The organism is Aeromonas sp. FDAARGOS 1414, assembly GCF_019047065.1.
Lineage (GTDB): Bacteria > Pseudomonadota > Gammaproteobacteria > Enterobacterales > Aeromonadaceae > Aeromonas > Aeromonas veronii_A.
Window position 1 is genome coordinate 1,615,394 of record NZ_CP077210.1, and the last position, 23,781, is coordinate 1,639,174.

The 23,781-nt window shown below is 59.0% G+C and carries 20 protein-coding genes; 5 read left to right on the forward strand and 15 right to left on the reverse strand.

Annotated elements, in window-relative coordinates; translation table 11 throughout:
- Nucleotides 1–103 precede the first annotated feature (103 nt).
- The 10 genes from hybE to I6L44_RS07240 all read right to left on the reverse strand — a co-directional run bounded on the left by hybE (nucleotide 104) and on the right by I6L44_RS07240 (nucleotide 12,319).
- The gene (hybE, locus tag I6L44_RS07195; protein ID WP_216953693.1) at nucleotides 104–643 is read right to left on the reverse strand and encodes a hydrogenase-2 assembly chaperone; all 540 of its coding nucleotides are present in this window, start codon (nucleotides 641–643) and stop codon (nucleotides 104–106) included.
- Nucleotides 625–1,155, reverse strand: a complete 531-nt coding sequence (locus I6L44_RS07200; RefSeq protein WP_216953695.1) for a HyaD/HybD family hydrogenase maturation endopeptidase — start codon at nucleotides 1,153–1,155, stop codon at nucleotides 625–627. The genes hybE and I6L44_RS07200 overlap by 19 nt, the downstream gene beginning before the upstream one ends.
- Nucleotides 1,155–2,858, reverse strand: a complete 1,704-nt coding sequence (hybC, locus tag I6L44_RS07205) for a hydrogenase 2 large subunit (protein ID WP_216953698.1) — start codon at nucleotides 2,856–2,858, stop codon at nucleotides 1,155–1,157. Before hybC ends, I6L44_RS07200 begins: the two co-directional genes overlap by 1 nt.
- A complete protein-coding gene (hybB, locus tag I6L44_RS07210; protein ID WP_216953700.1) occupies nucleotides 2,855–4,042 on the reverse strand; it encodes a Ni/Fe-hydrogenase cytochrome b subunit in 1,188 nt (395 codons plus the stop codon). Before hybB ends, hybC begins: the two co-directional genes overlap by 4 nt.
- Nucleotides 4,035–5,081, reverse strand: coding sequence for a hydrogenase 2 operon protein HybA (gene hybA, locus I6L44_RS07215; protein WP_201991513.1), 1,047 nt, complete (start codon nucleotides 5,079–5,081; stop codon nucleotides 4,035–4,037). Before hybA ends, hybB begins: the two co-directional genes overlap by 8 nt.
- 2 nt (nucleotides 5,082–5,083) lie before the next feature.
- Nucleotides 5,084–6,217 carry a hydrogenase 2 small subunit gene (gene hybO / locus I6L44_RS07220; RefSeq protein WP_047435203.1) on the reverse strand — a complete coding sequence of 378 codons (1,134 nt, stop codon included), beginning with the start codon at nucleotides 6,215–6,217 and terminating at the stop codon, nucleotides 5,084–5,086.
- 971 nt (nucleotides 6,218–7,188) lie between these two features.
- Nucleotides 7,189–8,325, reverse strand: a complete 1,137-nt coding sequence (locus tag I6L44_RS07225) for a glycosyltransferase family 4 protein (protein ID WP_216953702.1) — start codon at nucleotides 8,323–8,325, stop codon at nucleotides 7,189–7,191.
- Nucleotides 8,326–8,337: 12 nt separating this feature from the next.
- On the reverse strand, nucleotides 8,338–9,609 hold the full coding sequence (locus I6L44_RS07230; protein ID WP_216953704.1) for a glycosyltransferase family 4 protein: 1,272 nt from the start codon (nucleotides 9,607–9,609) through the stop codon (nucleotides 8,338–8,340).
- Nucleotides 9,606–11,012 carry an O-antigen ligase family protein gene (locus tag I6L44_RS07235; RefSeq protein ID WP_216953710.1) on the reverse strand — a complete coding sequence of 469 codons (1,407 nt, stop codon included), beginning with the start codon at nucleotides 11,010–11,012 and terminating at the stop codon, nucleotides 9,606–9,608. The genes I6L44_RS07230 and I6L44_RS07235 overlap by 4 nt, the downstream gene beginning before the upstream one ends.
- Nucleotides 11,000–12,319, reverse strand: coding sequence for a lipopolysaccharide biosynthesis protein (locus tag I6L44_RS07240; RefSeq protein ID WP_216953711.1), 1,320 nt, complete (start codon nucleotides 12,317–12,319; stop codon nucleotides 11,000–11,002). Before I6L44_RS07240 ends, I6L44_RS07235 begins: the two co-directional genes overlap by 13 nt.
- 299 nt (nucleotides 12,320–12,618) lie before the next feature.
- On the opposite strand from I6L44_RS07240, the gene I6L44_RS07245 reads away from it, so the two are divergent.
- From I6L44_RS07245 to I6L44_RS07260, 4 genes are read left to right on the forward strand one after another with little or no spacing between them, the layout of a single operon-like run.
- Nucleotides 12,619–13,374, forward strand: coding sequence for an acyltransferase (locus I6L44_RS07245; RefSeq protein WP_216953712.1), 756 nt, complete (start codon nucleotides 12,619–12,621; stop codon nucleotides 13,372–13,374).
- Nucleotides 13,371–14,570, forward strand: coding sequence for a glycosyltransferase (locus tag I6L44_RS07250; RefSeq protein WP_216953713.1), 1,200 nt, complete (start codon nucleotides 13,371–13,373; stop codon nucleotides 14,568–14,570). Before I6L44_RS07245 ends, I6L44_RS07250 begins: the two co-directional genes overlap by 4 nt.
- A complete protein-coding gene (locus tag I6L44_RS07255) occupies nucleotides 14,567–17,107 on the forward strand; it encodes a hypothetical protein (protein ID WP_216953714.1) in 2,541 nt (846 codons plus the stop codon). Before I6L44_RS07250 ends, I6L44_RS07255 begins: the two co-directional genes overlap by 4 nt.
- An 11-nt stretch (nucleotides 17,108–17,118) precedes the next feature.
- Nucleotides 17,119–17,595: a hypothetical protein gene (locus I6L44_RS07260; RefSeq protein ID WP_216953716.1), complete on the forward strand. Its 477-nt coding sequence runs from the start codon at nucleotides 17,119–17,121 to the stop codon at nucleotides 17,593–17,595.
- Here I6L44_RS07260 and I6L44_RS07265 read toward each other — a convergent pair.
- Nucleotides 17,573–18,019 carry a hypothetical protein gene (locus tag I6L44_RS07265; protein WP_216953718.1) on the reverse strand — a complete coding sequence of 149 codons (447 nt, stop codon included), beginning with the start codon at nucleotides 18,017–18,019 and terminating at the stop codon, nucleotides 17,573–17,575. The two genes, I6L44_RS07260 and I6L44_RS07265, sit on opposite strands and share 23 nt — an antisense overlap.
- Entirely contained in the window at nucleotides 18,006–18,773 is a 768-nt protein-coding gene (locus I6L44_RS07270) for a hypothetical protein (protein WP_100645977.1), read from the reverse strand. The genes I6L44_RS07265 and I6L44_RS07270 overlap by 14 nt, the downstream gene beginning before the upstream one ends.
- A gap of 157 nt (nucleotides 18,774–18,930) precedes the next feature.
- Between I6L44_RS07270 and I6L44_RS07275 the strand changes: the two genes are divergently transcribed.
- Nucleotides 18,931–19,776, forward strand: coding sequence for a DUF1194 domain-containing protein (locus I6L44_RS07275; RefSeq protein ID WP_216953720.1), 846 nt, complete (start codon nucleotides 18,931–18,933; stop codon nucleotides 19,774–19,776).
- Between the two features lie 93 nt (nucleotides 19,777–19,869).
- Here the strand turns inward: I6L44_RS07275 and I6L44_RS07280 are convergent, their stop codons facing one another.
- From I6L44_RS07280 to I6L44_RS07290, 3 genes are all read right to left on the reverse strand, one after another.
- Nucleotides 19,870–20,502 (reverse strand): hypothetical protein, encoded by a 633-nt coding sequence (locus I6L44_RS07280; RefSeq protein WP_216953722.1) that lies wholly within the window; start codon nucleotides 20,500–20,502, stop codon nucleotides 19,870–19,872.
- A 323-nt stretch (nucleotides 20,503–20,825) separates the two neighbouring features.
- The gene (locus I6L44_RS07285) at nucleotides 20,826–21,911 is read right to left on the reverse strand and encodes a hypothetical protein (RefSeq protein ID WP_216953724.1); all 1,086 of its coding nucleotides are present in this window, start codon (nucleotides 21,909–21,911) and stop codon (nucleotides 20,826–20,828) included.
- A gap of 379 nt (nucleotides 21,912–22,290) precedes the next feature.
- Nucleotides 22,291–23,706 (reverse strand): GNVR domain-containing protein, encoded by a 1,416-nt coding sequence (locus I6L44_RS07290; RefSeq protein WP_216953726.1) that lies wholly within the window; start codon nucleotides 23,704–23,706, stop codon nucleotides 22,291–22,293.
- Between the last annotated feature and the right edge of the window lie 75 nt (nucleotides 23,707–23,781).

Below are 23,781 nucleotides of genomic sequence, written 5' to 3' on the forward strand. Positions count from 1 at the left end.
CGGATCATCACTCAAAAAAGAGGCGAAATGCGTGTCTGAACATGGGAGTGAGGGGCCAAAATGGCCCCCTATTCTAAACTTGATTTCGCGTGAAACCTAGCGACTATGCCGGTTGACTGCGCCGGGCACCGAATAGTCGTCTGCGACCCAGATCCACGCCGCCAGCCCCTTGCTGCACCGGCAAGGAGAGCAGCATCTTGAGGGTGCTGCTCACCAGTGCTCGCCCCTCCCCGGCTCCGAGATGGGGATCGAGCGGCGACATCAGGGAGCAGGCCAGCAACTGTCCTGTCTCGGGCAGTTCACCCACCATAAAGGTCATGTTGCCGCAAGGGAGCTGCAGGGCGAGCCGATCGCTGTTGCTACGCACCGGCCAAAGCTGATCCGGCCCCGGCAGCACCACCACGCTCAGCATCCAGGGGGTGAGCACGCAGCCGAGCCACTGACCTTCAAACACCACGCACTCCGCAACGATTGGCATGTCCGGGTGATAGAAGGGCAACGCCTGCATCTCTTCGCGAGCGATCCGCTCGTACTGGGCTACCAGCAGAGGCGCGGGATTGCTGGCAAAGCCGGCAAACTCCTGCGCCGTCTCCGGTACTCTCTCCAGCACTCTCTCAGCCTCGCTTAAATTGGACTGCGCCATAGGCCCTCCCGTGCTTGTTCAGCTTTCTCCTGCTCAGAGAGCACAATGGCGGGCGCGCCAAAGGCGGCCAGCAGGGTCAATATCCGATCCGTCGCCTCCCCCATGGCAGCCGCCACCACAGGGGTGAGGCCGATGCGGGGCTCGAGGGACTCGGGCTCGACCCCGATCAAGGTGAGCCGCTTTGGCGACTCCCCCGTCATTTGCAGCGCCGAGAGCACGTCCGCCAGCCCCAGCTGGTGCGGGGAGATCTTGCGGCCAAACAGGGTCGGGATCTCCTCATCCTTCAGGGTCACCACTGTGCCCGGCGGATTACCGCTGCGCACCGCATCCACCAGAATGATGTGATCGCGACTGGCCATCGCTTCGAGCAACTCCATGCCGGCGGTACCGCCGTCGAGCAGCTCGATGCCGGGGGCGAAACGGTATTCGCGCCCCAGCCCCTCGACGATGCGCACGCCGACGGCCTCGTCACTCAACAGCAGGTTGCCCACGCCCAGGATCAAGGTGTTCATCACAGCACCTTCACCTGAGTCGTTTCACCATTTTGGGTATCCATCACGTGGACCGCGCAGGACATGCAGGGGTCGAACGAGTGGATGGTGCGCACCACTTCCAGCGGTTTGGCGGGATCCGCCACCGGGGTGCCCACCAGCGATTGCTCGTAGGGGCCGGGTTCATCGTTGAAGTTGCGCGGGCCCGAGTTCCAGGTCGATGGCACCACCGCCTGATAGTTCTCGATCTTGCCGCCCTTGATGACGATCCAGTGGGAGAGCATGCCACGCGGCGCCTCTTCAAAGCCCACCCCGCGAAACTCTTTATCCGCCGGGATCTCTGCCTTGATATAGGCGGTAGTGTCCCCCTTGCCGATGTTGTCGACCAGCGCCTTCCATTGATGGGACAGGGTATCTTTCAGCACGCAGCAGCGCACCGCGCGACCGATGATGCGGCCCATGGTGGAGTGCAGCTGTTCGGTCTTGATGGCCGAGCCGGTGAGCGCCTTGTAGATGCCGTTCAGCTGCTCGAAATGCGCCACCGTCTCCGGGTGTTTTGCGGCGAGCTTCACCAGCAAGTCGGCAAGCGGCCCCACCTCCACCACCTTGCCGTAGAAGGTGGGGGATTTGACCCAGGAGTATTTGCCGTCATCCTGCCAGCCGGTGTAATCGGGCTCGGTCTTGCCCTCCCAGGGTTTGAGGGGCTCGTCATCCTTGTACCAGGCGTGCTTGTTGCTCTCGGCGATGCCGTCCATCAGCCAGCCATCCTGATGGCTCTCGATGGGGCGATAACCCGCCAGATTGCCATTCTCGATATAGCCGCCCGGCATCAGGAAGCTGCCGCCGTTGGCATCGGTGGGGAGCTCTGGCACGCTCAGGTAGTGCTTGGCCCCCTGCCCCAGACTCAGCCACTCGGGGTAGTGGGCAGCGATGATGGCGGCATCCACCTTGTAGACCTGCTCGATAAACTCGCCGAGCCGGTCGATAAAGCTCTTCACGTAGAGCAGCCGCTCCAGGTTGAGCACGCTAGGTGCATCCAGATTGATGGGGTTGGCCACGCCGCCCACCGCCAGATTCTGGATGTGCGGGCTCTTGCCACCGAGGATGGCGACGATGCGGTTGGCATCGCGCTGGCACTCCAGTGCCTGCAGGTAGTGGGCCACGGCGATGAGGTTCACCTCCGGGCTCAGCTTCATCGCCTTGTGACCCCAGTAGCCGTTGGCAAAGATGCCAAGCTGGCCGCTCGCCACCAGGGCGCGGATTTTATCCTGCACCTTGGTCAGTTCATCGGCACTGTTGAGGGACCAGGTTGATACCCCCTTGAGCATGTCCGCCGCTTTTTGCGGATTGGCCTCAAGGGCCGCGGTGATGTCCACCCAGTCCAGCGCGGAGAGCTGGTAGAAGTGGACGATGTGATCGTGGATGTTGTGGGCCGCGATGATGAGGTTGCGGATGTACTGGGCGTTGACCGGCACCTTGGCACCGATGGCGTTCTCCACGGCCCGCACCGAGGCGATGGCGTGAATGGAGGTACATACCCCGCAGATGCGCTGCACTATCATCCAGGCATCGCGCGGGTCGTTGCCCTTGACGATCTCCTCCATCCCGCGCCACATGGTGCCGGACGACCAGGCTTTGGTCACTTTACCGCCTTCGATTTCGCAGTCGATACGCAGGTGCCCCTCAATGCGGGTGATGGGGTCTATGGTGATACGTTGGCTCATACGTTGGCTTTCCCTCGGGCCTGATAATCTTGGTGAACACGTTCAAGTGATGGCAGTACCGGCAGCAGCCGGATCAACAGCAAATAGGCACACACCTCGATGGCAACAAAGCCCAAGGAGATCAGCACCTCCTCCGCGGAGGGGAAGTAGTGGTAGCCATTGCCGGGGTTGAAGGCGAGCAGGGAGTAATCCAGTCGCCAGAGGGCTGCGCCCAGCAGCATGCTGAGGGCCCCCAGGAACAACATGCGCGAATCCCGGCGGCTCTTGTCCCAGTGGAACACCAGCAGCGGGAAGATCATCAGCGCAATCTCGCTCCAGAACATGATGGAGTAGCGATTGAGCTCGGAGAGGTATTCCGACTTGTCGTGGATGACGATCTCGGCAAAGCGCAGCGCCACAAACAGGATCAGGAAGATGTCGATCACCTGGGTCAGCTTGTAGAAGAGCGACTTCTCGTTGGGGCCCCGCCCCGCCAATCCGGCCTGCACCAGGGATCCTTCAAACACCACGATGGAAAAACCCATGATGAATGCGGTCAGCAGCGAAAAGACCGGCAGCAGCTCGTAGCTTTGCCAGAGCGGATGGATCTTCTCCCCCGCCACTATCATCAACGAGCCCATGGAGGATTGGTGCATGGTGGGCAGCAGAGCCCCCAGCGCCAGCACGAAGAACATGATCTTGTTGAGGCGAATGAGTGACGCCTTCCAACCGAACTTCTCCAGCAGCACGGGAGCGAACTCCAGCGCCATAACCCCGATATAGATGGTCATGCAGACCGCCGTCTCGAACAGCACCGAGGAGGTGTTGAAGTGACCGGGCAGGTAGAAGTACGGCAGGTTCCAGTAACGCCCCACGTCGATGGTGATGGAGAGCCCCCCCAGGGAATAACCAAAGAGGCTCGCCAGCAGCGCCGGACGCACCAGGGGGTGATACTCGCCCCGGTTGAACACGTAGACGGCCCAGGCCAGCGCCCAGCCACCGCACGCAAAACCGGTGCCGATCAAGAGATCGAACGAGATCCAGAGTCCCCAGGGATAACCGCCATTCAGATCGGTGACCGAGCCCAGCCCGAAGACGAGGCGTTTTAAAATCAACATGCCGCACAGCACGGCAAAGGGGGCCAGCACCAGCACAGGCCAGCTGACCAGCTTGCCGCCGAGGGGATACGCCTTGTGATTACTCATGATCCTTGCCTCCCTTTGTGGTGCCCTGATCCTTGATCTGCGCCCTCCCCTGATCATGGCCATCATCGTGATGATGATCGTGACCATTCTTGGTGTTGCGGCGAATGAGCACCGAAAGGCCAGTCAGCACCACCATGGGCAGCACCATCCCCTTGTAGAGGGTGTGCTGGATATGCTCGGAGCGGGCACCGGAGGAGAGCTCCGGCAGATCGGGCATGTCGAGCTTGGTATAGGGCACCCCGGCCAGCACCAGCACCTGGGTGCCGCCCCCCTCTTTCTCGCCATAGACGTAAGGCTGGTAGTTGGGCACCTCGTGCAGGTAAGGGTCGTTGGCAGAGAGGGTCTGGCGCGGATAGGCGTACTCACTGCCCGGAGTCGCCAGCAGACGACGCTTGGCCTCGGCCATCAGCTCCTCGCGGGTGCCAAAGATGACGGCGCCGGTGGGGCACACCTCGACGCAGCCGGGCAACTTGCCCTGATCGATCCGCTCAAGCCCCTTCTGGTTGCAGAGCTCGCACTTGTGGATCGCCCCCAGAGGGTTGTCATAGTCATATTTGGGCACATCGAACGGGCAACCCACCATGCAGTAGCGACAGCCGGTGCAGACGCTCGGGTCGTAGTGAACGATGCCTGTCTTGGGATCTTTTTTAAGAGCCTGCACCGGACAGACAGAGACGCAGTTGGGATCGACACAGTGCATGCACTGCTTCTTGATGTAGGCATAGCCATCCACCAGCTGATCCTTGTGCTCGCCAGTGCCGCTCTTCCACACCTGAATGATGTTGTTGGTGTAGGGGGTCAGCTTGTCGTTGTTGGACCAGGTTTGCGCCCCGGCTGGATTGGCCGGATTGCCGTTAAGGCGCTGACACTCCGCCACACAGGCCTGACAGCCGACGCAAAGGGTGGAGTCATACAACATACCGAGCGCGCCGGGAATGGGCGGCTTGTTCTTGGCCGCCGCCAGTGCGGTGCCGGGTACGGCTGTGCCCGCCGCCAGCGCACCGACGGAGGCAAATTTGAGGAAGTTGCGTCTGTTCACGGTTACTCCTCCCGTGATGGGTGCTGCCCGGCTTCGTGGCGCTTCTGCTGGCGACCGAGTTCACGCACCGTCATCAGACTCACCCCCACCAGCACCCCGAGGGCGCCACCGATCAGGCCAGTCGCGGTGGGCGAGGTATAGCCCCCCTCCTGAATTTTCACATCGGGTTTATCCACCCGCGGGGTCGGGTTCTCGACCTTGGCGAGCTGGAAGATCCCCTTGCTAAAACCGACCCCCTGCTCGTTGCAGCCATAACAGGGGTGACCGATGCCGACCGGCCAGATGCCGCCGCCCACATCGCAGAACTCCAGGGTCGAGCAGTTGCCGTAGGTCTCCGGCCCCTTGCAGCCCAGATGGTAGAGACACCAGCCCTGCCGGTGGCCCTCATCGCCAAACTCCTTGGCAAAACGCCCTGCATCGAAGTGCGGACGGCGCTCGCAGTTCTCGTGGATCAGCCGCTCATAGGCAAACAGCGGACGCTTCTTGCTATCCAGCGCCGGCAGCTTGCCGTAGGTGATGTAGTAGGCAACCGTGGTGAGGAAGTTGTGGGGATTGGGCGGGCAGCCCGGGATATTGATGATTGGGGTGCCGATATTGCCGAGGGCTTCTTCGAGACTGACGGCACCGGTCGGGTTGCCGCCGCTAGCAGGCACACCGCCCCAGGCGGCGCAGGAGCCGATGGCGATGACGGCAGCGGCATCACTGGCGGCACGGCGAATATGGTCGACGATAGGCTCACCGGCCACCATGCAGTAGACACCACCATCTTTGAGCGGAATGGAGCCATCCACCACCAGCACATACTTGCCTTTATAGCGCTTGATGGCGTTGTGCTTGTTCTCTTCCGCCTGATGACCAAAGGCCGCCGAGAGCACCTCGTGGTACTCCAACGAAATGGTGTTGAGGATCAGGTTCTCGATGGTGGGGTGAGTGGCGCGCAGCAGCGATTCGGTACAACCGGTGCACTCCTGCGCCCCAATCCAGATCACCGGCGGCCGCTCGGGGCTGGTGAGCGCGGTGGCCATCTTGGCGACGGCATGCTGACTTAATCCCAAGGTTGCGGCCATCCCGGCACACAATTTCATAAAATCACGGCGATTAATCCCATGAGCCGATAAAAAATTATCCTCGACCATTCTAGTTATTCCCGTAGTGAGCACTTGTTTGGTAAATGCTTAATAGGAGAAATGCTAAGGACTCACCCACATCACAGTATTGATCTCTATCAACTTCGACCGGCTTCCCCCTATTTACATAGCGAGCCACATCACAAACAGAATTAATTACCCCCAAAGAGATATTTGGCAGGGAAATAAATTTTATGAACTTAATTGGACAGCAAATAATTAATCACCGGACCAAATACCCTTTTGTTCCCAGTTAAATTAACATGCGGAATGACTGTGCCATGCCGCTTATTTCACAGTATTGACACCCGACAATAAATGTTCAATCAAATATACCTTTACTCACTGAATTGCATATTTTACTGGCTTTATATCTGACTCAGCACGGTTTGCAACACCAAATCATGGCAGGAACAAGAGACCCGCTCAGCCCTTGCTGCCAGGGCCTTCATGGCAGAATTTCCCGTAAATTCGCGCAGATGGACTCTGCCGGAAAGCACTAGCGGCAGCGCCCCTGGTTGCATCCCCGTCTGTTGAACCTGAGCAGTAAGAAGATGCAGATGATGTATTCATATCGGAGGGTATCCAGATATGCTTTATCATCCGATGTCGAGACGAGTAAAATATCGCGACGGTGGATATGTTTACGCATCATCATGAATTCACATTCAATTTTACGGTAAGATAAACAGTTCATCAGCAGACCATCTGCAACAAAGTGATAATATTTAATTGGCGGCGAACTCGTTTATCAGGTTACAGATGTTACCGCTCACACTCATACTATTTACCTTAACGTCACCTTGACTAATTAACCAAAGCGTAAATATCCCTCTTCATCAGCAACGATGATAATTGTTCTCGTTCAGTAATAGTCAGCAATAATGAGAGAGGGATAAACGGGCCAACCAAGAAAAATCCGTGGACCTTCAGTTGAGCAGTGGCACCGGCAACCGCCACGCCTGCTGGCCAAGCAAGCGCTAACCACTCACGGCAAGGCTCAACGCATCCCATCGCAACATACCTTCCCACTGATCCAGTGTGCTTTGATAGGTATCCGCCGCGTTGTAATGGACCATGGCATGCAGGCGGGCATGATGGCCAAGTCGCTTGACCACGTCGGGCATGGCATTGAGGCTGGCCAGCACCCGCGCCAGATCGCCGGGATCGTTTGGCTGATATTTGCAGCAATTCACGTCATCGGTGAGGTGTCGATCCCACCAGGCGCCATCGGCCGGGATCACTACGCATAATCCTGCCGCCATGGCCTCCAGAATGGAGAGACCAAACGGTTCCTGATGACTGGTGGAGACAAAAATGCCGCATCGAGATCGGATCTCGTCAAGATTGGCGGGGTTGGCATACCAGTGCGTGTCTGGCAGCTGTGGCTGAGGCTGGCTGCAGGGTTGCAGCGTGCCCTTGGGCTGCAGATAGCACACCATCAGCTCGGGGCGAGCGTCAGGGATCAGTTGATGGGCGGCCAGCATGGTCTCCAGCCCCTTCCAGCGCAACAACGAAGCCGCCCACAAAATACGAGGCCCCCCCAGAGTCGCTTTGGGCCAATCAATCTCGCTCAAACCATTGGTAAATGGCTGCCAGTGTGACGGGAACTCGGTCTCGCCAAGCCTGGCCAGCAATGCCGCCAGGGAGCTGCGGGTTGATTCGAGATAAAAGACAAAACTCGCCCGCTGCAGGGCTCTGGCAGAGAGCCCCGAGCACCCCACAGGGCCATGGATCAGCTGAACCACCCGGCACCGCAACCAGCGGGCAGCCCAGTAACAGCAGAGATCCACCCCCGGCCCGGACGCCGCCACCAGGCACTTCACCTGCCCCAGACGCAACACCAGCCAGAGGATCAGCAGGGTCTGCCACCCCTGTTTAAGCAGATAACCGATGCCGGACTCCCGCCCCTTCAATATGTGGGGCAACCAAAGAGGATGATGCTGACAACGGGACCAGGAGTCGGGATCCTGGGTCAACACATGGCATGTGAGCCCGGGCATCCGTTTGGCCAACTCATCGAGCAGCACTTCGGTCGCAACCTTGGAGCCACCGCGAAACGGGATAGGATCCACAACGATGACCTTTCCGAACACCGGCTCAGTTTGCATGCTCATCTTGCTGCTCCCTTACTCTGGCACCTTGCGGCGGCCAAACCCCAGTTGCACTTTTTGCGCCACTCTTGCCATCCCACTCGCCAGCATATTGCGACCTCTGGCAAGGAGGCGTTGCCCCGCCCAATGCATGAGTGGTCGGAAGGGTGTGGGGGCCGTGGCGTGCCAACGACCAGCCAGCGCGGCGTCCCACACCGCCGTGACCCCGTCGACATAGCGCGCCACCGTGAACAACTGTGCGGCACGCAACTGAGCGGCCCGCCCCATTTCACATCGGCGCTGCGGATTGCTCAATTGCCGCCAGTGATCAGCCATCTCGGCCCAATCCCCCGGGGTTGCCAGCAAACCGGTCACCCCCTCTTCCACCACTTCGGGGATGCCGCCCACTCGGTAGGCACTGACCGGGAGCCCCAACATGCCCGCCTCCGCCAACGTCAGACCAAACACCTCCTCACGGGCTCCGGAGACCAGCAGATCCACCCCGCCTCGCAAGATAGCGGCACTGTCCGACCGCTCGCCAAGAAAGTGGACCCGCTCGGCCACACCGAGCTCGACAGCCAACGCCACCAATGCTTCCCGCTCCGGACCGCTGCCAATAATCAGCAACTGAGCCTCCTCCCCCGATGCCATCAGGGCAGCCAGCGAGCGGATCAGCAGATCAATCCCCTTGCGTTTGATCAATGAGCCGACGGTTGCGATGATCATATCCCCCGGGGGCAAGCCCAGCATGCCGACGACCGGCCAGTGAGCACCACCATTCAGGCGAGCGGCATCCACCCCGTTGGGTACCCGGATCAACCGCTCGGCCGCGCAGCCATCCTGGCGCCAACCGGTCAACACCGGCTCGCTCACCCCGATCAGCACGCTTGCCTGATGAACCCGCAGGCTGAATCTGTCTCTTGGCTGGTAACGGGCATGGAGGTGGCACACCAGCGGTACCTGCAACGCCCGACAGACCCCCACCAGCCACTGACAAGGGGCCGCGCTGTTGGCATGCACCAGCCCAATCTGCCGCTCGGTGATGAGCTCTCTGGCTCGCCGGGAGAGGCGCCGATGGGCCGCAAGATCAAAACGTGGCGCCTGCCATCCCAGCAGCAGGCTGAACGGCTCGACCATGGTTTCGACCCCGAGGGTGGTCGCCTCTGCCGCCAGCGTCGGGCTATTGCACCAGAGCAACGGCGTAAACCGGCTGCGATCGAGGTGGGCCAGCAGATCCAGCAGGCAGCGTTCGCTGCCGCGGATCCAGTCCTCTCCGTAGTGAACCAGCAAAACAGGGGTTGCGTTCATCCTCTTGCTCCCTTTGGTGGCACTGCCGGCAACCGGGTTGCCTCCTGATGATCCTCAGAGGTGGCCTTCACCTCTCTGGCCGCCTGCTGCACGTACTTGATGACGGCGACGGCCAGCGCCAATTCCAGATAGATGGGCCAGGTAAAGCCCTGGGTCAGGAAGGATCCCGAAATCACAAACCCCACCATGCTGGCCATCACCCCCTGCATCGCCGTGATCACTGCAGGAGGCATGCCAGCGAGCTGGCAACGCCAGCAACTGCGCAGGGTCACCGTCACCATGCCGATAAACAGCGCCAGCCCGACAAAGCCGGTTTCAGCCAGCACCCCGAACCAGGTGGAGTGCACCGCATGATTGAGTCCATCCCAATGGGGGCTGTAGAAGAAGTAGTTGTAATAGAAATTGGACAAGCCCACCCCTACCAGCGGATGGCCCAGCGCCATCCCCCAGGCTGCTTGCCAAGCGTAGATCCGCCCCATGGCCGAGGCATCGACCCCGCTCTCGGCGGCGCCGCCAGATGCCCGGTCGCTGATCCCGGCAGCGGCAAACAGCACCACCAGCGCGACCATCCCCAGCGAGATCAACAGGGTTTTCGACTTCACCCGCTGCCAGGCAAACAGGCCACCAACGGCGCAGATACCCAGCAGACCACCCCGGCTCTGGGTGGCGATAATGGCGGCCGCAGTCAGCGCAAAGCCAAGCCCCCCCAGCAAACGCCCCCCCACCCCATTGCCCTGATTGAGCAGCAAGCTCAGCGAAAAGCCGGCAGGAAAGAGCAGCACCAGCGCCAGATCGTTGGGATCCCCCAGCACAGAGCCCAGCTCGCGCCCTATGGTCACCCGGGTCCCCTCCACCAGCCCGATCCCGCTCGCCTTGTTGTAGAGGGCCACCAGTGCCACCAGACAGCCCGCTACCACGAAGGTGCGCACCGCCAACGCAAAATCCCCCGGGGTACGCACCAGCCAGGCGGTGGCCAGGGTCATCAGATAGATCTTGCTGTAGCTGCCGGTCCAGGTGGCGATCGCCTCGCCCCGGTTGCTGGCAAACAGCACACCGATGGAGACCATCACAAAGAAAGCCGTCAGCCAGCTCAGCGCTGGACTCCAGTAGGGCTTGATCCGGCCGGTCAGCAAAATGTGCCAGACCAGCGCGCCGATGGCGGCCAGCGAGAAGAGCAGCGGGATCTTGAGGGGATAGAGCTGGGGGAACACCTCATGCAGCCGAAAAAAGGAGAAGGTGACAAATCCCAGCACCATCAAGAAGGGCCAGCGCAGGGCAAACCAGATGGCGGGAATGGCAAGGCCGAGCACCGGCAACAGCAAGGGATGGGGAAGCCGCCACCAAAGCAGGGCCAGCACCAGACAAATGGTGCTTGCCCAGATGGCTGGCGTTAGACGAGCCATGATCCTGCCCACCATTGGCCGAGCCAGACCATGGCCAGCGCCCCGAGGGAACTGGCCCAGAGGGTCGAGAGGCGATACGGCAGCGGCAGCAACCGCTGGCTCACCAGATAAAAGGCGAGCGCCCGCACCAGATAGACCAGCAGCAGGGTCCAGATCACCCCGGCGACCCCGAAGGGGGGGATGGCGAGCAGAAAGCCTGCGACCCCAAGGGCGCTGCAGCCCAGATTGATCACCATCTGGGCGTTGCTCTTCTCGCCGCTAAAGCAGCCGACATTGAGCAAGTCCGAAACATTGCGCACCGCCATACCCAGCACCAGCAGCGGAATATAGGCGATCGCCCCGTGATAGCTCTCCGGGGTCAGCCAGCGAATAAGCAAGGGAGCGGTGAGCCCAACAATCCCCGCGGTGACAAACCCCAGTACCGACCCCATCACGCTGTAGTGGGCATTGAGCCGCAGTCCATCCGGCTCGCGCAGCAGCATGAAACGGCGGGGATACCACCAGAGGGCAAAGGGTTGCAGCAACAACCCCACCGCCAGCGCGAGCTTGCCCGCAACGGCGTAGTAGGCAAGCAGCGCCTCCCCCACCACATCGGCCAGCAACCAGCGATCCAGTCCGCTCAGGGCAAAGCCTGCCAGCCCGCTCACCACCAGGGGCAATCCATAGCGCAGCAGCGGCCGATAGTGTTGCCAGTCAAAGCGGATCCCGCTATCTCGCCACTGCCAGAGACTCAGCAGCAGCGCCAGTGCAACGCAGGTCAGGGTGCCGGAGGCCAGCACCCCGCTCACGCCCCAACCGAGCCAGAGCCACCAGCCGGTCAGCAGGGACTGGATCACCGCCTTGCCTGCGGTCGCCACGAAAAAGAGCCGCGCCTGATTGCGCATCCGCAGCCATGCCAGCGGCACGCCGATCACCCCTTCAAACGGCAGGGCGCAGAGCACCCAGCGCACATCCGCAAGGTGGGTTTCCACCGGCAGCCAGGCTTGCACCAGAGGTGCCAGCAGCCAGAGCAGCACCAGACTGGCCAGGGCGATCAGCCAGACCAGACCAAACATGCGGGCCACCACCTGCTGGCGCTCCTGCTCATCTTTCGCCAATCCGGCAAAGCGGTAGAGGGCATCCACCAGCCCGAAGCCCAAAATAAGGGAACCCAGATTGATGAGGGTCAGCAGCACCTCCAGCTGGCCGTATTCACGAGGGAGCAGCTGATGGGTCAACACCGGCAGCATCAGCAGGGAGATCCCTTTCATCAGGAGCAAGCCACCGGCGTAATAGAGCATGGCAATCTGGTTCACACCAAGTTTCATAGGGCCTCCCAGCCACCCGAAGCATCCCGCTTCGGGTCAGCTACCGCTAATGCAAAGCCCACGCCACTCACTCCCGCCCAGATACGATAGCCCCTCTGTGCGGCTTAACCGGCCTGAACAGGCCCAGAATGAGACTGGCATTTGCGTTTTGCACAACGCTGGCTGCAAATTGCACCGACCAGCGCAATCTGCCCCTCCTCTTAGCCCCATTTGGCCCGTTCTAACTGGGGTCGTCCTGTTGGCCCGATCCCTGCTTTCTGCTTAGCGAGCAACGGACTGCACCAGAGGGAGAGGTCGCCATGAACACCATCAACCTGCACAGGATGAAAAGCTGGGCCAAACAGGGGGATACGCCACTGGCCCGCCGGGTATGGCGACTGGCCAAAAGTGCCCGCCACTGGTCATTCCCCGTGATCCCACCCCTGCATCGGCTGCTTTATCGGCTCTATTTGCTCGGCAGCAACGCGTTGGCGACCCTGACCCGCACCCTCTGGTGGACCCCCTTGTTTCAATCTCGCCTCACGGCCCCCGCCCCACGCCTCTACCTCTATGGCGGCATCCCCTATATCAGCGGTCCGGTCACCATCGAAATTGGTGCCGACTGCCGCCTCAGCGCCGCCATGACCATCAGCGGCCGGGCATCAAGCCAGACACCAAGGCTGGTGATTGGCCGCAATGTCGGGATTGGCTGGCAAACCACCCTGGCGGTGGGCAGCAAGATAGTGCTGGGGGATAACGTCAGAATTGCTGGCCGTGCCTTTCTGGCGGGCTACCCGGGGCACCCAGTCAACGCCCGCGATCGCGCCCGGGGCCTGCCGGATCTCGATGAACAGGTGGGCGCCATTGTGCTGGAGCAGGATGTCTGGCTTGGCACCGGGGTGATGGTGATGGCCGGTGTCACCATAGGCGCCGGTACCATTGTCGCCGCAGGCAGCGTCGTCACCCGGGATCTGCCCGCAGGTGTGCTGGCAGCGGGTGTACCGGCCACCGTACTGCGCCCGTTGCAGCCACAAGATCACAGCGACCCCGCACACGCTTCGGAGACCTTTGCATGAAACCAAACTCACTGCCGCAACTGGTGGTATTGGGAGAGGATTGGGGCCAGCACCCCTCCAGCACCCAACACCTGATCAAGCGTCTGTTGCACGATTATCAAGTGCTCTGGGTCAACTCCATCGGCATGCGTTGCCCCCGCTTTACCCTTCATGATCTCACCCGCATCGTCCGCAAACTGGGGGCGGTGCTGCGCGGCGCGCGCCATGCTGGCGGCCAGTCGGTTGCGCCATCCGAAGCCAGCAGCCCCCGGGTTCTGCCGCCGCTCGCCTTGCCGCTGCCGGGCAGTCGGCTGGCGGGCAAGATCAATGGCCACTGGCTGGCGGCGCAGATCCGGCGTCAGCTGCCCGAGCTGGATCGCCCCTTGCTCTGGATCTCCCTGCCCAGCGCCGTCGATCTGATTGGCAAGCTCGAAGAGCGGGCGGTGATCTACTACTGCGGCGATGACTTCTCGGCGCTGGCAGGGGTGGATCATCAGGCCATTGCCCACTGCGAGGCCCGACTGGTGGAAAAAGCCGATCTCATTCTGGCCGCCAGCCCCGCGCTGGCCAGCCGGTTTCCGCCCCATAAAACCCGGCTCCTCAGCCACGGCGTGGATCTCGAGCTGTTTATGCCCCCCAGAGAGCGCCCGGCGGATCTCCCCTCCGGCCGTCCCATTGCCGGATTTTACGGCAGCCTGAGCGACTGGATTGATATTCCCCTTCTGGCAGAGACGGCTGCCGCCCTGCCCCACTGGGATCTGGTGCTGATTGGCCCGGTCCAGACCGATATCTCCCCCCTCAAGGGGCTCCCCAATATCCATCTGCTGGGGCCCCGTCCCCATCACACGCTGGCGGCCTATGCCCAGCACTGGCAGGTGAGTCTGCTGCCCTTTGTCGACAACGCCCAGATCCGTGCCTGCAATCCGTTGAAATTGCGTGAATATCTGGCCGCAGGGCGACCCATCGTCAGCACCGATTTTCCGGCTCTCGATGGCTATCGGGAGCAGATCCAGCTCCCCCACGATGGGGAGAGCCTGGCCCAGGCCATCAACCGGGCCGCCTTTGATCAATCCAATCCGGGCTGGTTTCAGGAGAGTGGCTGGGAGGGGCTGACCCGCAGCGAAGGGCGCCACACGCGCCAGCAGCAGGTGGCCCTGCAAAGCTGGGATCACAAGGCTGCCGAGCTGAACAACTGGTTGAAGGGGCTGGCCGGATGAGCAGAGGGCTCTGGCTGGTTATCCTGCTCTGCGCCAATGCAGCGATGGCCACCACCCGGCTGGAGGGGCTGACCCCGCTGCCCATGACAGGTAACCAGACACCCCAGCGGCTCGATCTGAGCACCCACAACTGGCCAATAGGCAGCGATGATGAACTGGTGATCGAGGGCCATAACCCCAGCGCCCGCCCGCAAACCCTGATCCTGCGTATCGACGATGAGGCCTCGGTCAACTACCGCAGCCGGGTCAATCTGGAGCGGATTGTCGCCCCCGGCCCCTTCACCCAGCGCTTTGCCTTGAGTGAGTGGCGCACCAGCCAGCCCAGAGCGCTGGCGCTGGACAAACTCACCAAGCTCTATCTCTTTATGGCCGATAACGCCCCCTCAATGACCATTCACCGCTGGTACTGGGAGCCCGGTCTGACTCTGCCTGCGGGCACCATTGCGCTGGATCTGGGGGCGGCGGCTGCGCCCCGCTTTACCGGCTTTGAGCCCCTGAGCCCGGGGGATCCCCGGCTGATTGGCCACCCCACCGCCATCTTGCGCCCCTCCGGCGATGCCCTGGTGCGCGATGGGCTGCGCAATCTGGATGGCGTACGGTTGGAAGTCGCCAAGGGGCGCTACCAGCTCACCCTCTGGCTGGATGACCCCGGCGAGTGGGAGTATCTGCCCCACCCCTTCGAGCGCAGCGTTCTGGTCAATGGCGAGCCCATCTGGGCCGAGCAGTGGCAACCGCAGGAGTGGCTAACGCAGCGCTATCTGGCGGGACAATCCCGCGAGGCACTGCCAAACCCGGATCCCTGGCAGCTGTTCGGGGCACGACAGGGCGGCCACGTTCATGTCACCCTGAACCACCCAGGCGGCCCGCTCACTATCACACTGGTAGGTCACTCACCGGATGCCAAGTACCTGGCGGGACTACTGCTTGCCCCCTATCCGGCCCCCACCAGCAAAGAGGCGCTCCCGAATAGTGGGAAAGATCACGCTGTATTGGCCGACGCTACCGCCATCGTGCTGACCAAGCAGCGCCAGCTGTTTTTGGAGAAGTGGACTCTGGCCCCCTATTCCCCAACCCCAGCCCCTGCTTCGCAGCAACTGAGCCTCACGCCGATTACAGATGCCGCCCCAACCCTGCAGATCGCCCCGCTATCTGCGGCCGATGCGTTGCAGCAGGCTTCACAACCGGTGCTGGCGGCCCGTGGCAGCCAGCTGTTGCTGGAGTTTGCCATACACGCCGCCACCGACGATCCGGCCCCCTTGCTGGTGATCCAGCCCCCCGAACAGGCAGGATCACCGCTGGCGCTGATCCCCTATTACGGCAAGTGGCATCTGGTTCGCCCGCAGGCGAGCGGCACCCTGTTGGCCCCCTCGGATCAGGAGCTGGTCGAGGGGATCGCCGGGCTCACCCTACTGGCAGGGGTGCCACGGCGTCTGGTGCTGCAAATGACCGTCCCCAGAGACGCCCCGGCGGGACGCTATCTGGGCAATATTCAGCTGCTCAGCCAACAGCAACTGGTGCAGCTGCCACTGACTATCGAGGTGCTGCCGTTGACCCTGTCCGCGGCCAGCAAGCCGGTCGGCATCTATGTCGAAGCCCCCCCCTATCTGAACTGGCTAAGCCCAAACCCCGAGGCGCTAAAAGAGCAGATCGCCACGGCCAGTCGCTGCGATCTGGAGCGGCTCGCCAAGCTGGGGATCAGCGGCCTCTCGCCCGCCCTGCCACAAGATGAAGCAGGGATGCGGGAGATCATGGGAGAAGCGGCCGGGCTCGGCTTTGTGCCCCCCCTGCTGGCCTATACCCCGCTCAAACGCTGGGGGGGCGACCCTGCCAGCCAGCTTGATCAGTGGCAAGCGCGGCAACAGGGGCTGACCGCCAGCGGCTTGCCCCCGCTTGCATGGAGCCTCTTTGATGAGCCCGATCTTGCCACCCTGCCCGCCATCACCACCTTGGCGCGGGAGATGAAACGGCGGGATCCGGCGGTGATCCGCGCAGGCCACTTCAATCATCCGGGTCAGGTTGGTCTGCTGGCAGAGGTGGAGATTGCCCTGATCAACGCAGGCTTTGGCGCCGACAAGGCCGATGTGGCGCGGGTGCGCCAGCACAAGGTCACCCCCTGGTTTTACAATCTGGGCACCCCGAGAGCCGCCGGGTTCTATCTGTGGCAGAGCGGCGCCGAGGGCTATTTGCAGTGGCATGGCCGCATGCCCACCGCCCTGCCCTATGACCCCACCGATGGGCGGGAGAGCGACTTTATGCTGCTCGGCCCGCAAGCCTGCGAGGCGCACCGCCTCTCTCACGATCTGTTACTGTTGCAGCAAGCCATCGAAGATCTGCGCTGGCTCGCCTGGCTGGAGCAGGAGGCCCGCTATCAAGTAGAGGCCGCCCTGCTGCTGGAGCGCCTGCGGGATCAGATGCCGACCCGCTGGCAGGTGGCAGAGCAACTGCCCTCTGCCGCCTGGATCCAGTGGCGCCGCGAGATTGAACAACTGGCCAAGGGATTGAAAACATTGCAAACTGGTGCCAACTCATCCTCCTGAAGTGACTGCGTATGGCCAACCAGATTCCCCGCTCCACAGCAAAAGACAGCGCCCTGCCCCGCCTGTTGCCTCTGATGCTGCCGCTGCTGATCCTCACCGGTTGCGCCCGTCAGGAACCGGTCAATGAGACCCTGCCGATCCTCAACCAGTTGCGGGAACAACAGCTGGCCGAACAGCCCCAACTGCAACTGCAGTACCAGCAAGCGGAGACACAACTGCCAGCGGATCAGGAGCAGCAGCTGCATCAGTTTTTGGGACGCAAGGATCCGGCCCGGATTGCGTTGATAAGCGGCCCCGGGTTGCAAACCGACATGCTGGAGAGTGCGCGGATAGCGAGCGTGCGGCTGACTGCCCTCACCCGCTTGCTGGGAGCTCGCGCCATTGAACTGGAGCCCCGCTATGACCCCATGCTGGCCCCCAATACCTTGCTGATCCGCATTCTGCCAAACGGTGAACCGGGGTCGGTCACCCCAGCGGCGGCGCAATAAGGTCAATGCAAGAAGTCGGCAAGGCCACCCGATAGAGGGGATAAGGGGCCAGCCCCCACAATTTGCGCCAACCCTGGGTCAGACGGTACGAGAGCAGCGGCGGACTCTGGTGTAGCTCGCCTAAAAACATCACCCCTTGGCTCATCCCTTCACCCGCCAGCGTCACTGACATCGCCTCGCTATCAGGCGCCACCAGCATGGACTGCAGCAGGCCGTCACAGCGGGGATGGGCCAGCTGATAGCTGACATAGGTGCCGCCCAATACCGGCGTAGCCACCCGCAAGCGCCAGCCCATCTGGACCAGCTCCAGCAGCATCGGCTTGGCTCCCTCGTTAACTGCCCGGTTCTGATAACGCCAGCCCATGGCGGCAGCACTGAGCAGCGCCACCAGCAACAGCAACAGATATCCCCTAGATAGATGCATCACGGCGTCCCCGGATAAAGAGGATGGTCATCACCAGCAACATGATGGCCCACTGGTAGAGCTGGGCCAGCGAGCCGGTATGGAGCCAGCCGTACCAGCGCAGATCCAGACTCATCAGCACCAACCGCAGCTGATTGGCCCCGATATAGAGCAGGCAAACCAGCAGCAACATGGGCCACTGCCGGTAGAGGGGCCGATCCGGCGCCAGCCAGCAGCAGGAGACCAGCCAGGAGAGCACCACCAGATAGAGTTGAGAAAACGAGGAGCACCCCTTGAGCACAATCAGCGCATGGCCCCCCAACCGCTCGATGCGATTGCCATCAAGGCGAGTCTCCCAGCCCAGCAGTTGCAACCACTGGCCCACCCCCCAGGCATCGAGCGCCAGCACAGGGCCGGAGAGCAGGGCAAACACCTGCTGCCCCCACAACACCGCCACGGTAAAGGCGAGCACAATCTGCAACACCGCCCGCTCATCGCCACTCTGATGACGGCGCCATAGCGAGGCCACCAGCAACAGACAAGCCAGCGCCTTGCAACTGGCGCTGGGGATCAGGATCAGCAGGATAAAGAGGGCGAGCGCCAGTGGATGCGGGCGCCAGCTCGGTGCAACCCGCGATGCAATTTGCCACCAGATAGCAATCAGCAACACCACCAGCAGGTTGAAGTGGCCCATATTGAGCCACACCATGCCCCACTGATTGGCCAAACCAAGTAGCAGCCAGTTGGGTGCCCACTGCCAGGGACGGATCTCCATCGCAACTCCTGCCGGTTATCAGCGCTTTTGACCGCTGTCGCAAGTTCCATGCCTGCCCGACCTCACCCGGACCAAGCCAAGTCAGAGGATGCAACAAAGCTGGCACGCTTTATTCATTCCCCCTGCTGGCACTAGCGCCAGGGAGAAGGAGTGAGCAATGAAACTCAAACCGTTGGCAGGGCTGCTGGGGATGTTGTTGGTAACCTCCCCCGCATACGCCTTGACCGAAGTCGATACCGAACTGCAACTGCTGATGGATGTGTCAGGCAGCGTCAGTTCATCGGAATTCAATCTGCAATTACAGGGGTATGTGGACGCCTTTTACAGTCAGGATGTACAAAGCGCCATCCTCGACACCAGTGGCGGCAAACTCGGCTCCATCGCCGTACAGATGATCATGTGGAGCAGCAGCAACCAGCAAAGTCTGATGACCGACTGGTTCCACCTCTACGACATGACCTCCATCAACAACTTCGCCGCCACTCTGGATGCCCTGGTACGCCCCTATGCGGGGATGACGGCCCCCGGTTCGGCCATGGCCTTTGGTGCCCAGCAGTTTGATACCAACAACTTCACCGCCGCCCGCCAGGTGATGGATGTGTCGGGTGACGGTATCCAGAACAACGGGCTGGATACCTCTACCGTGCGGGATCAACTGCTCGCCTCCGGCATCGATACCATCAACGGCATCACCATAGGTCAGGACTATGCCGATGGGGTACTGCAAGAGTGGTATGTGGAGAACGTGGCGGGCGGTCAGGATGCATTTGTCATCAATGCCACCACCTTCGCCGACTTTGGCAATGCGCTGGAGCTCAAACTGGCGGCCGAAATTGAGGGGGGCATTATTCCGGAAGGGGCACTGGCCGCCCCCATCGAGGAGATCCCGCTGGCCGCCCAGTTGCTGCTCGGTATGCCGCTACTGCTGGCCTGGCGCTATCAACGCCGTAATCAGGGACGCCTGCAGCCCGCCAACGGGCAACTGGCACCCGCCATCGGCTGATTTATCCCCCCGTGTGTTGCGATTAGGGAGCTATGGCTCCCTGATTTTTGCAGCAGCTCTGATACCTCAGAACATGGGGCTGGAAACGTAGTCTTAGTTCTTGCGTTTGATCGTAAATTCGCCATCAGCGGCCGCTTTAAACAATATAACTTGGTTGCTACCTTCTTTACGCTCAACAAGCCAAGCTCCATTTAAATCAGAACCTCTTACTACTGATATATACCTAGTCATCATATCCTGTATAGCTAAGATCTCATTTGGTATATCTTTCGCTATATTTTCATAACCTTTATCATTACCCCATGGATTATCCGCATGCAAAAACTTCCCTAGACGATCATATAGTTTTTCAAAAGATGCCTGAGGAAATTTATTTATCCGCTGATCTAAATGATAACTTCCATCCGCTTGCAGCTTAGGCGCTTCATAAGGGATAGGATAAAAATCAGGGTTGATTTTCCCTAAAGCCTGAAGGATTCGCTTACCGTGATAATCATTTTCAAAGCTGCCTCTACTTGCTTCCTCTCTAAACCTTTTATATTGTTCTACATTTGGGGCGATATTTGAAAAAACTATACATTCAAGAGCCTTCCTAAGTTGTAAAATAGCAGACTCCAAGTCAAATAAATGACCACCATCATTATAATGATTCAAGTAAATTAACGAAGCATCTAGCCTAAGTAAAGATTCTGAAATTTTATCTTGAAATATTTTCTCAGGGTTCACTTAGATCTCCTAAAGATATAAAAATCAGAACTGTAGGTTCGATTAGCGAAGCCTAGTGAGACGTTCGCAGCCTTTCTACAATATATTTATTTAACTCACTCTCATCTTGCCACTTCTTCCATCCCAAAAACGCACTCTCGAACTAACACCGGTCTGGACGTACTTGTAACATTGGCGGAGAGTGTCACTGCGGACCCCGATTACGACTATAGGCTAATCGAACCTATGAGCTGATGCCGCCGAAAACCACCTTAAATATGTAATGTAATGCATAGTGAGAATACTATGCATTACAAATTATTCATTATTTGATTTTTATATATCTATTTCCCAATGCTTTTGATCAAATCAGCTACTACTTTAGTTGGGATTGGGTTTTCAACAGGTGTAACACGACTATCAAAGATAGACGATTCACCTTTTTTCAAAATGAAATTCCTTTCTGTTGAAGACAAACTACTTAATACATTAGCTAAATTTTCTTCACTATTCCAGTTTAAAGACATAACTAGAGCATCTCTCTTTGATTCATGATTTGTAATCTCATTGTTAATATAAAGAATATTGCTCAGCGTAGCTTTATATAAATTTAGAAAAAAGATGGAAACACCTTGAACTAACAACACTAAAAATAGCCTAGAAGTATAATAAAATATTGTATCAATTTGAGAATTCGTCTCTGGTGCTTGAGTATTCATTAGCAAAAAGACTAAAAGCATGATTGCTCCAATGGTAGAAGCAATACCATATATAAGATTCACCGAAGCTTTCTTTTTAAGATCTTCATTGTATGCTTCGAGTCGAGAGATTGTACTGTTAAGTAACCTCTCTGCTTTGCTAGCCAACTTGTCTCGATACACTGTATTTCCATACTTACTTTCGATCATTTCCAATAAGCTGGAATTCAGTTGAGACTCAACAGTCTGACTTATAGTAGAAATAACTTGCTGCCGCTCTTGCTCTGAAAGGGCACTTTCAAGCTTTCCTTTTTCAATAGCAGTATGTAAAGAGTCTAATAACTTGACAATCTCTTTTTTCTCATCAAGATCGAACTGTTGTTCCTTGTTGCTTACCTTTCTTTTACGTAATCCTCGTGGGTTGAACCCAACCATAAATAAATAAGAAACAAACACTGTTGCAAAAAGCAAAAGGAATCCAGATATAACTTTTATATTATCAATCACCTCTTTTTTGACCGCATTAGAAGCATACGGATCAGAATAACGATAACTGAATGTTGACGCCACTATCTCCGCTTGAACCCAAAAAAATATGCCCAACATAATAGTAAGCACCGTCAATACAGCTAAAAAACTTTGCAGAGCATCACTTTTTTCTCTTTTTTTCTGATTTACCTTCAAGCGTTCAAGTGCTATATCCTCTGCACTTGCAGAAACTTGCTCGTTCATTTTTTTCCTTTCTTATTAATTGAATCAAAAAAAATACATAACAATCATTGAAGAGAAGGTGCAATTAATATGTTAGCAACACCTTAAATCCAACTCCGTCCTACAAAATGTCACTACAACCTATAAATCATTTTAAAGTCATTATATGACCAACCAGCATCCGACTTATAAGCCTATTATCAATAGCCTTGCGCCGGCTCCACTTGTACCACTGGGTAAAACTACCGTCAAGAAACGCAAACAGAAAATGAAGCCTATCTCCTCTTTTATGGGCCTGCCGCGATGTTTACTCCGCTATCTGCACGATATAAAAAAGGCCTTATCACAAGGCCTTTTCAGAAATATTCAGATTCCGGTTGATAGCCCGTTTTTACGGCAATCAACCCGGTTCCGGTGACAAGGGAAATACCTGCCCATCCAGCGCATGATCACTATGGGATGGATAGTCCGGCACTGGCTCGCAGTAGGGAATCCGGCTTAGCACCGGTGCCTTGACCAGGGCGGCCAGTTGATCGGAGCGGCGCAGGCTGGCATCCGCCAGTTCGGCCACCAGCGCCAGACCGCAGCCGAGCCCCAACCCGCCAACAATGCCCGCCAGCAGAAACAGCCAGAGAGGGTAGTTGCTCGGTTTGCTGGGGGCAAAGGGTTTGTCGATCACCTTGATCCGCTCTCCCTGCTCGAAATTGCCCAGATCGCCGGTTACCTTGGCTTTCTCATAGCGCAGCAGCAAATCCTGATAGAGAGTGCGTTTGACCGCCAGATCCCGCTCCAGCTCTGCGAGTTGGCGCTCGGTATCCCCCTGGGAGTCGACCACCTTGTCCAACCCATCCAGCTGACTCTTCAAGCCAGCGGCGTTTTGCTCCGCCTCCGTCAGCTGCGTCTGGGCCAGTTGCCACTCGGGCCCGCGGGCCATATCCGGTTGAGATTTGAGCTGCTCGAACTCCTGCTGCAACTGGTCAATCTGATAGCGCAGACTCTGCACCTTGCTGTGCTCGTCGCTGTAGCGGGCCCGCAGCAACACCAGCTCGGTGCGCATCAGCTGCAGCTTCTCATCCAATTGGCGGGCCAGCTGGCTCTCCTGCCCCAACGATAGCTGATCGACCCGGGCCTTGGCCTGCTGCAGGGTGATCAGGCTCTCGGCATAACGCTCCTGCAAGCCATAGAGACGGGCGACGTTGGTACTCTGCTGCTGGGGCAAGGCGCTGGCATGCTCCCGTTTGAAGTCGGCGAGCAGCTGCTCAGCCGCTTGCAGTTCGCTGCGGCGGCTGTCGAGCTGGCTTTGCAGGAAACGTTCGGACGATTCCGCCGACTGGCGCCCCTTGCTGAGCAGGTTGAAGAAAAAGCGCCGCGAAATGGCTTCGAGCAAACCGGCGCTGTTGGCCGCCGAATCCGCTTTTACCTTTATCTCGATCACCTCATCGCCGATCAGCCGCAGCGAGACGGCACTCGAGAGCCAATCCATGATGGCATCGCGCTGGGCAGGCGGGGTCTCGTCATTGACCAGACCGCGATCCCGCGCTACCCCATCCAGCACATAACGGCTGCGCAGCAGGGCTTCGAGCACCGCAAAGCGATCCTTGAGACTCTCCTGAGTGATCAGATCCTTGAGGGTCGGGGTCTGGTTGGCATCTTGCGGCACCATAAAGGTGGTGCGGCTCTCATACTCCTTGGGGGTGAGCAGGCCGACCGTCACGCCCACCAGCGGCATCACCAGTACCGGGATCACCAGCAGATAGCGACGGCGCCAGGCGGCAAAGAGAATGATGTAGAGGTTGTAATAGAACTGGACAGGCATGGCATCACTCCCTGAGAAAAGCCCTCCCCCCGCACGATGCAAAGGCAGTGCCACCAGAGGAGCTGATCGCTTCTG

Coding starts and splice junctions, on each gene's coding strand:
- I6L44_RS07290 (WP_216953726.1), bottom strand. CDS start 23,706: ATGCCTGTCCAGTTCTATTACAACCTCTACATCATTCTCTTTGCCGCC.
- I6L44_RS07270 (WP_100645977.1), bottom strand. CDS start 18,773: ATGGAGATCCGTCCCTGGCAGTGGGCACCCAACTGGCTGCTACTTGGT.
- hybC (WP_216953698.1), bottom strand. CDS start 2,858: ATGAGCCAACGTATCACCATAGACCCCATCACCCGCATTGAGGGGCAC.
- I6L44_RS07240 (WP_216953711.1), bottom strand. CDS start 12,319: ATGAAACTTGGTGTGAACCAGATTGCCATGCTCTATTACGCCGGTGGC.
- I6L44_RS07255 (WP_216953714.1), top strand. CDS start 14,567: ATGAGCAGAGGGCTCTGGCTGGTTATCCTGCTCTGCGCCAATGCAGCG.
- I6L44_RS07250 (WP_216953713.1), top strand. CDS start 13,371: ATGAAACCAAACTCACTGCCGCAACTGGTGGTATTGGGAGAGGATTGG.
- I6L44_RS07200 (WP_216953695.1), bottom strand. CDS start 1,155: ATGAACACCTTGATCCTGGGCGTGGGCAACCTGCTGTTGAGTGACGAG.
- I6L44_RS07285 (WP_216953724.1), bottom strand. CDS start 21,911: ATGAACGAGCAAGTTTCTGCAAGTGCAGAGGATATAGCACTTGAACGC.
- I6L44_RS07225 (WP_216953702.1), bottom strand. CDS start 8,325: ATGAGCATGCAAACTGAGCCGGTGTTCGGAAAGGTCATCGTTGTGGAT.
- I6L44_RS07275 (WP_216953720.1), top strand. CDS start 18,931: ATGAAACTCAAACCGTTGGCAGGGCTGCTGGGGATGTTGTTGGTAACC.
- I6L44_RS07230 (WP_216953704.1), bottom strand. CDS start 9,609: ATGAACGCAACCCCTGTTTTGCTGGTTCACTACGGAGAGGACTGGATC.
- hybO (WP_047435203.1), bottom strand. CDS start 6,217: ATGGTCGAGGATAATTTTTTATCGGCTCATGGGATTAATCGCCGTGAT.
- hybE (WP_216953693.1), bottom strand. CDS start 643: ATGGCGCAGTCCAATTTAAGCGAGGCTGAGAGAGTGCTGGAGAGAGTA.
- hybB (WP_216953700.1), bottom strand. CDS start 4,042: ATGAGTAATCACAAGGCGTATCCCCTCGGCGGCAAGCTGGTCAGCTGG.
- I6L44_RS07260 (WP_216953716.1), top strand. CDS start 17,119: ATGGCCAACCAGATTCCCCGCTCCACAGCAAAAGACAGCGCCCTGCCC.
- I6L44_RS07235 (WP_216953710.1), bottom strand. CDS start 11,012: ATGGCTCGTCTAACGCCAGCCATCTGGGCAAGCACCATTTGTCTGGTG.
- I6L44_RS07265 (WP_216953718.1), bottom strand. CDS start 18,019: ATGCATCTATCTAGGGGATATCTGTTGCTGTTGCTGGTGGCGCTGCTC.
- I6L44_RS07245 (WP_216953712.1), top strand. CDS start 12,619: ATGAACACCATCAACCTGCACAGGATGAAAAGCTGGGCCAAACAGGGG.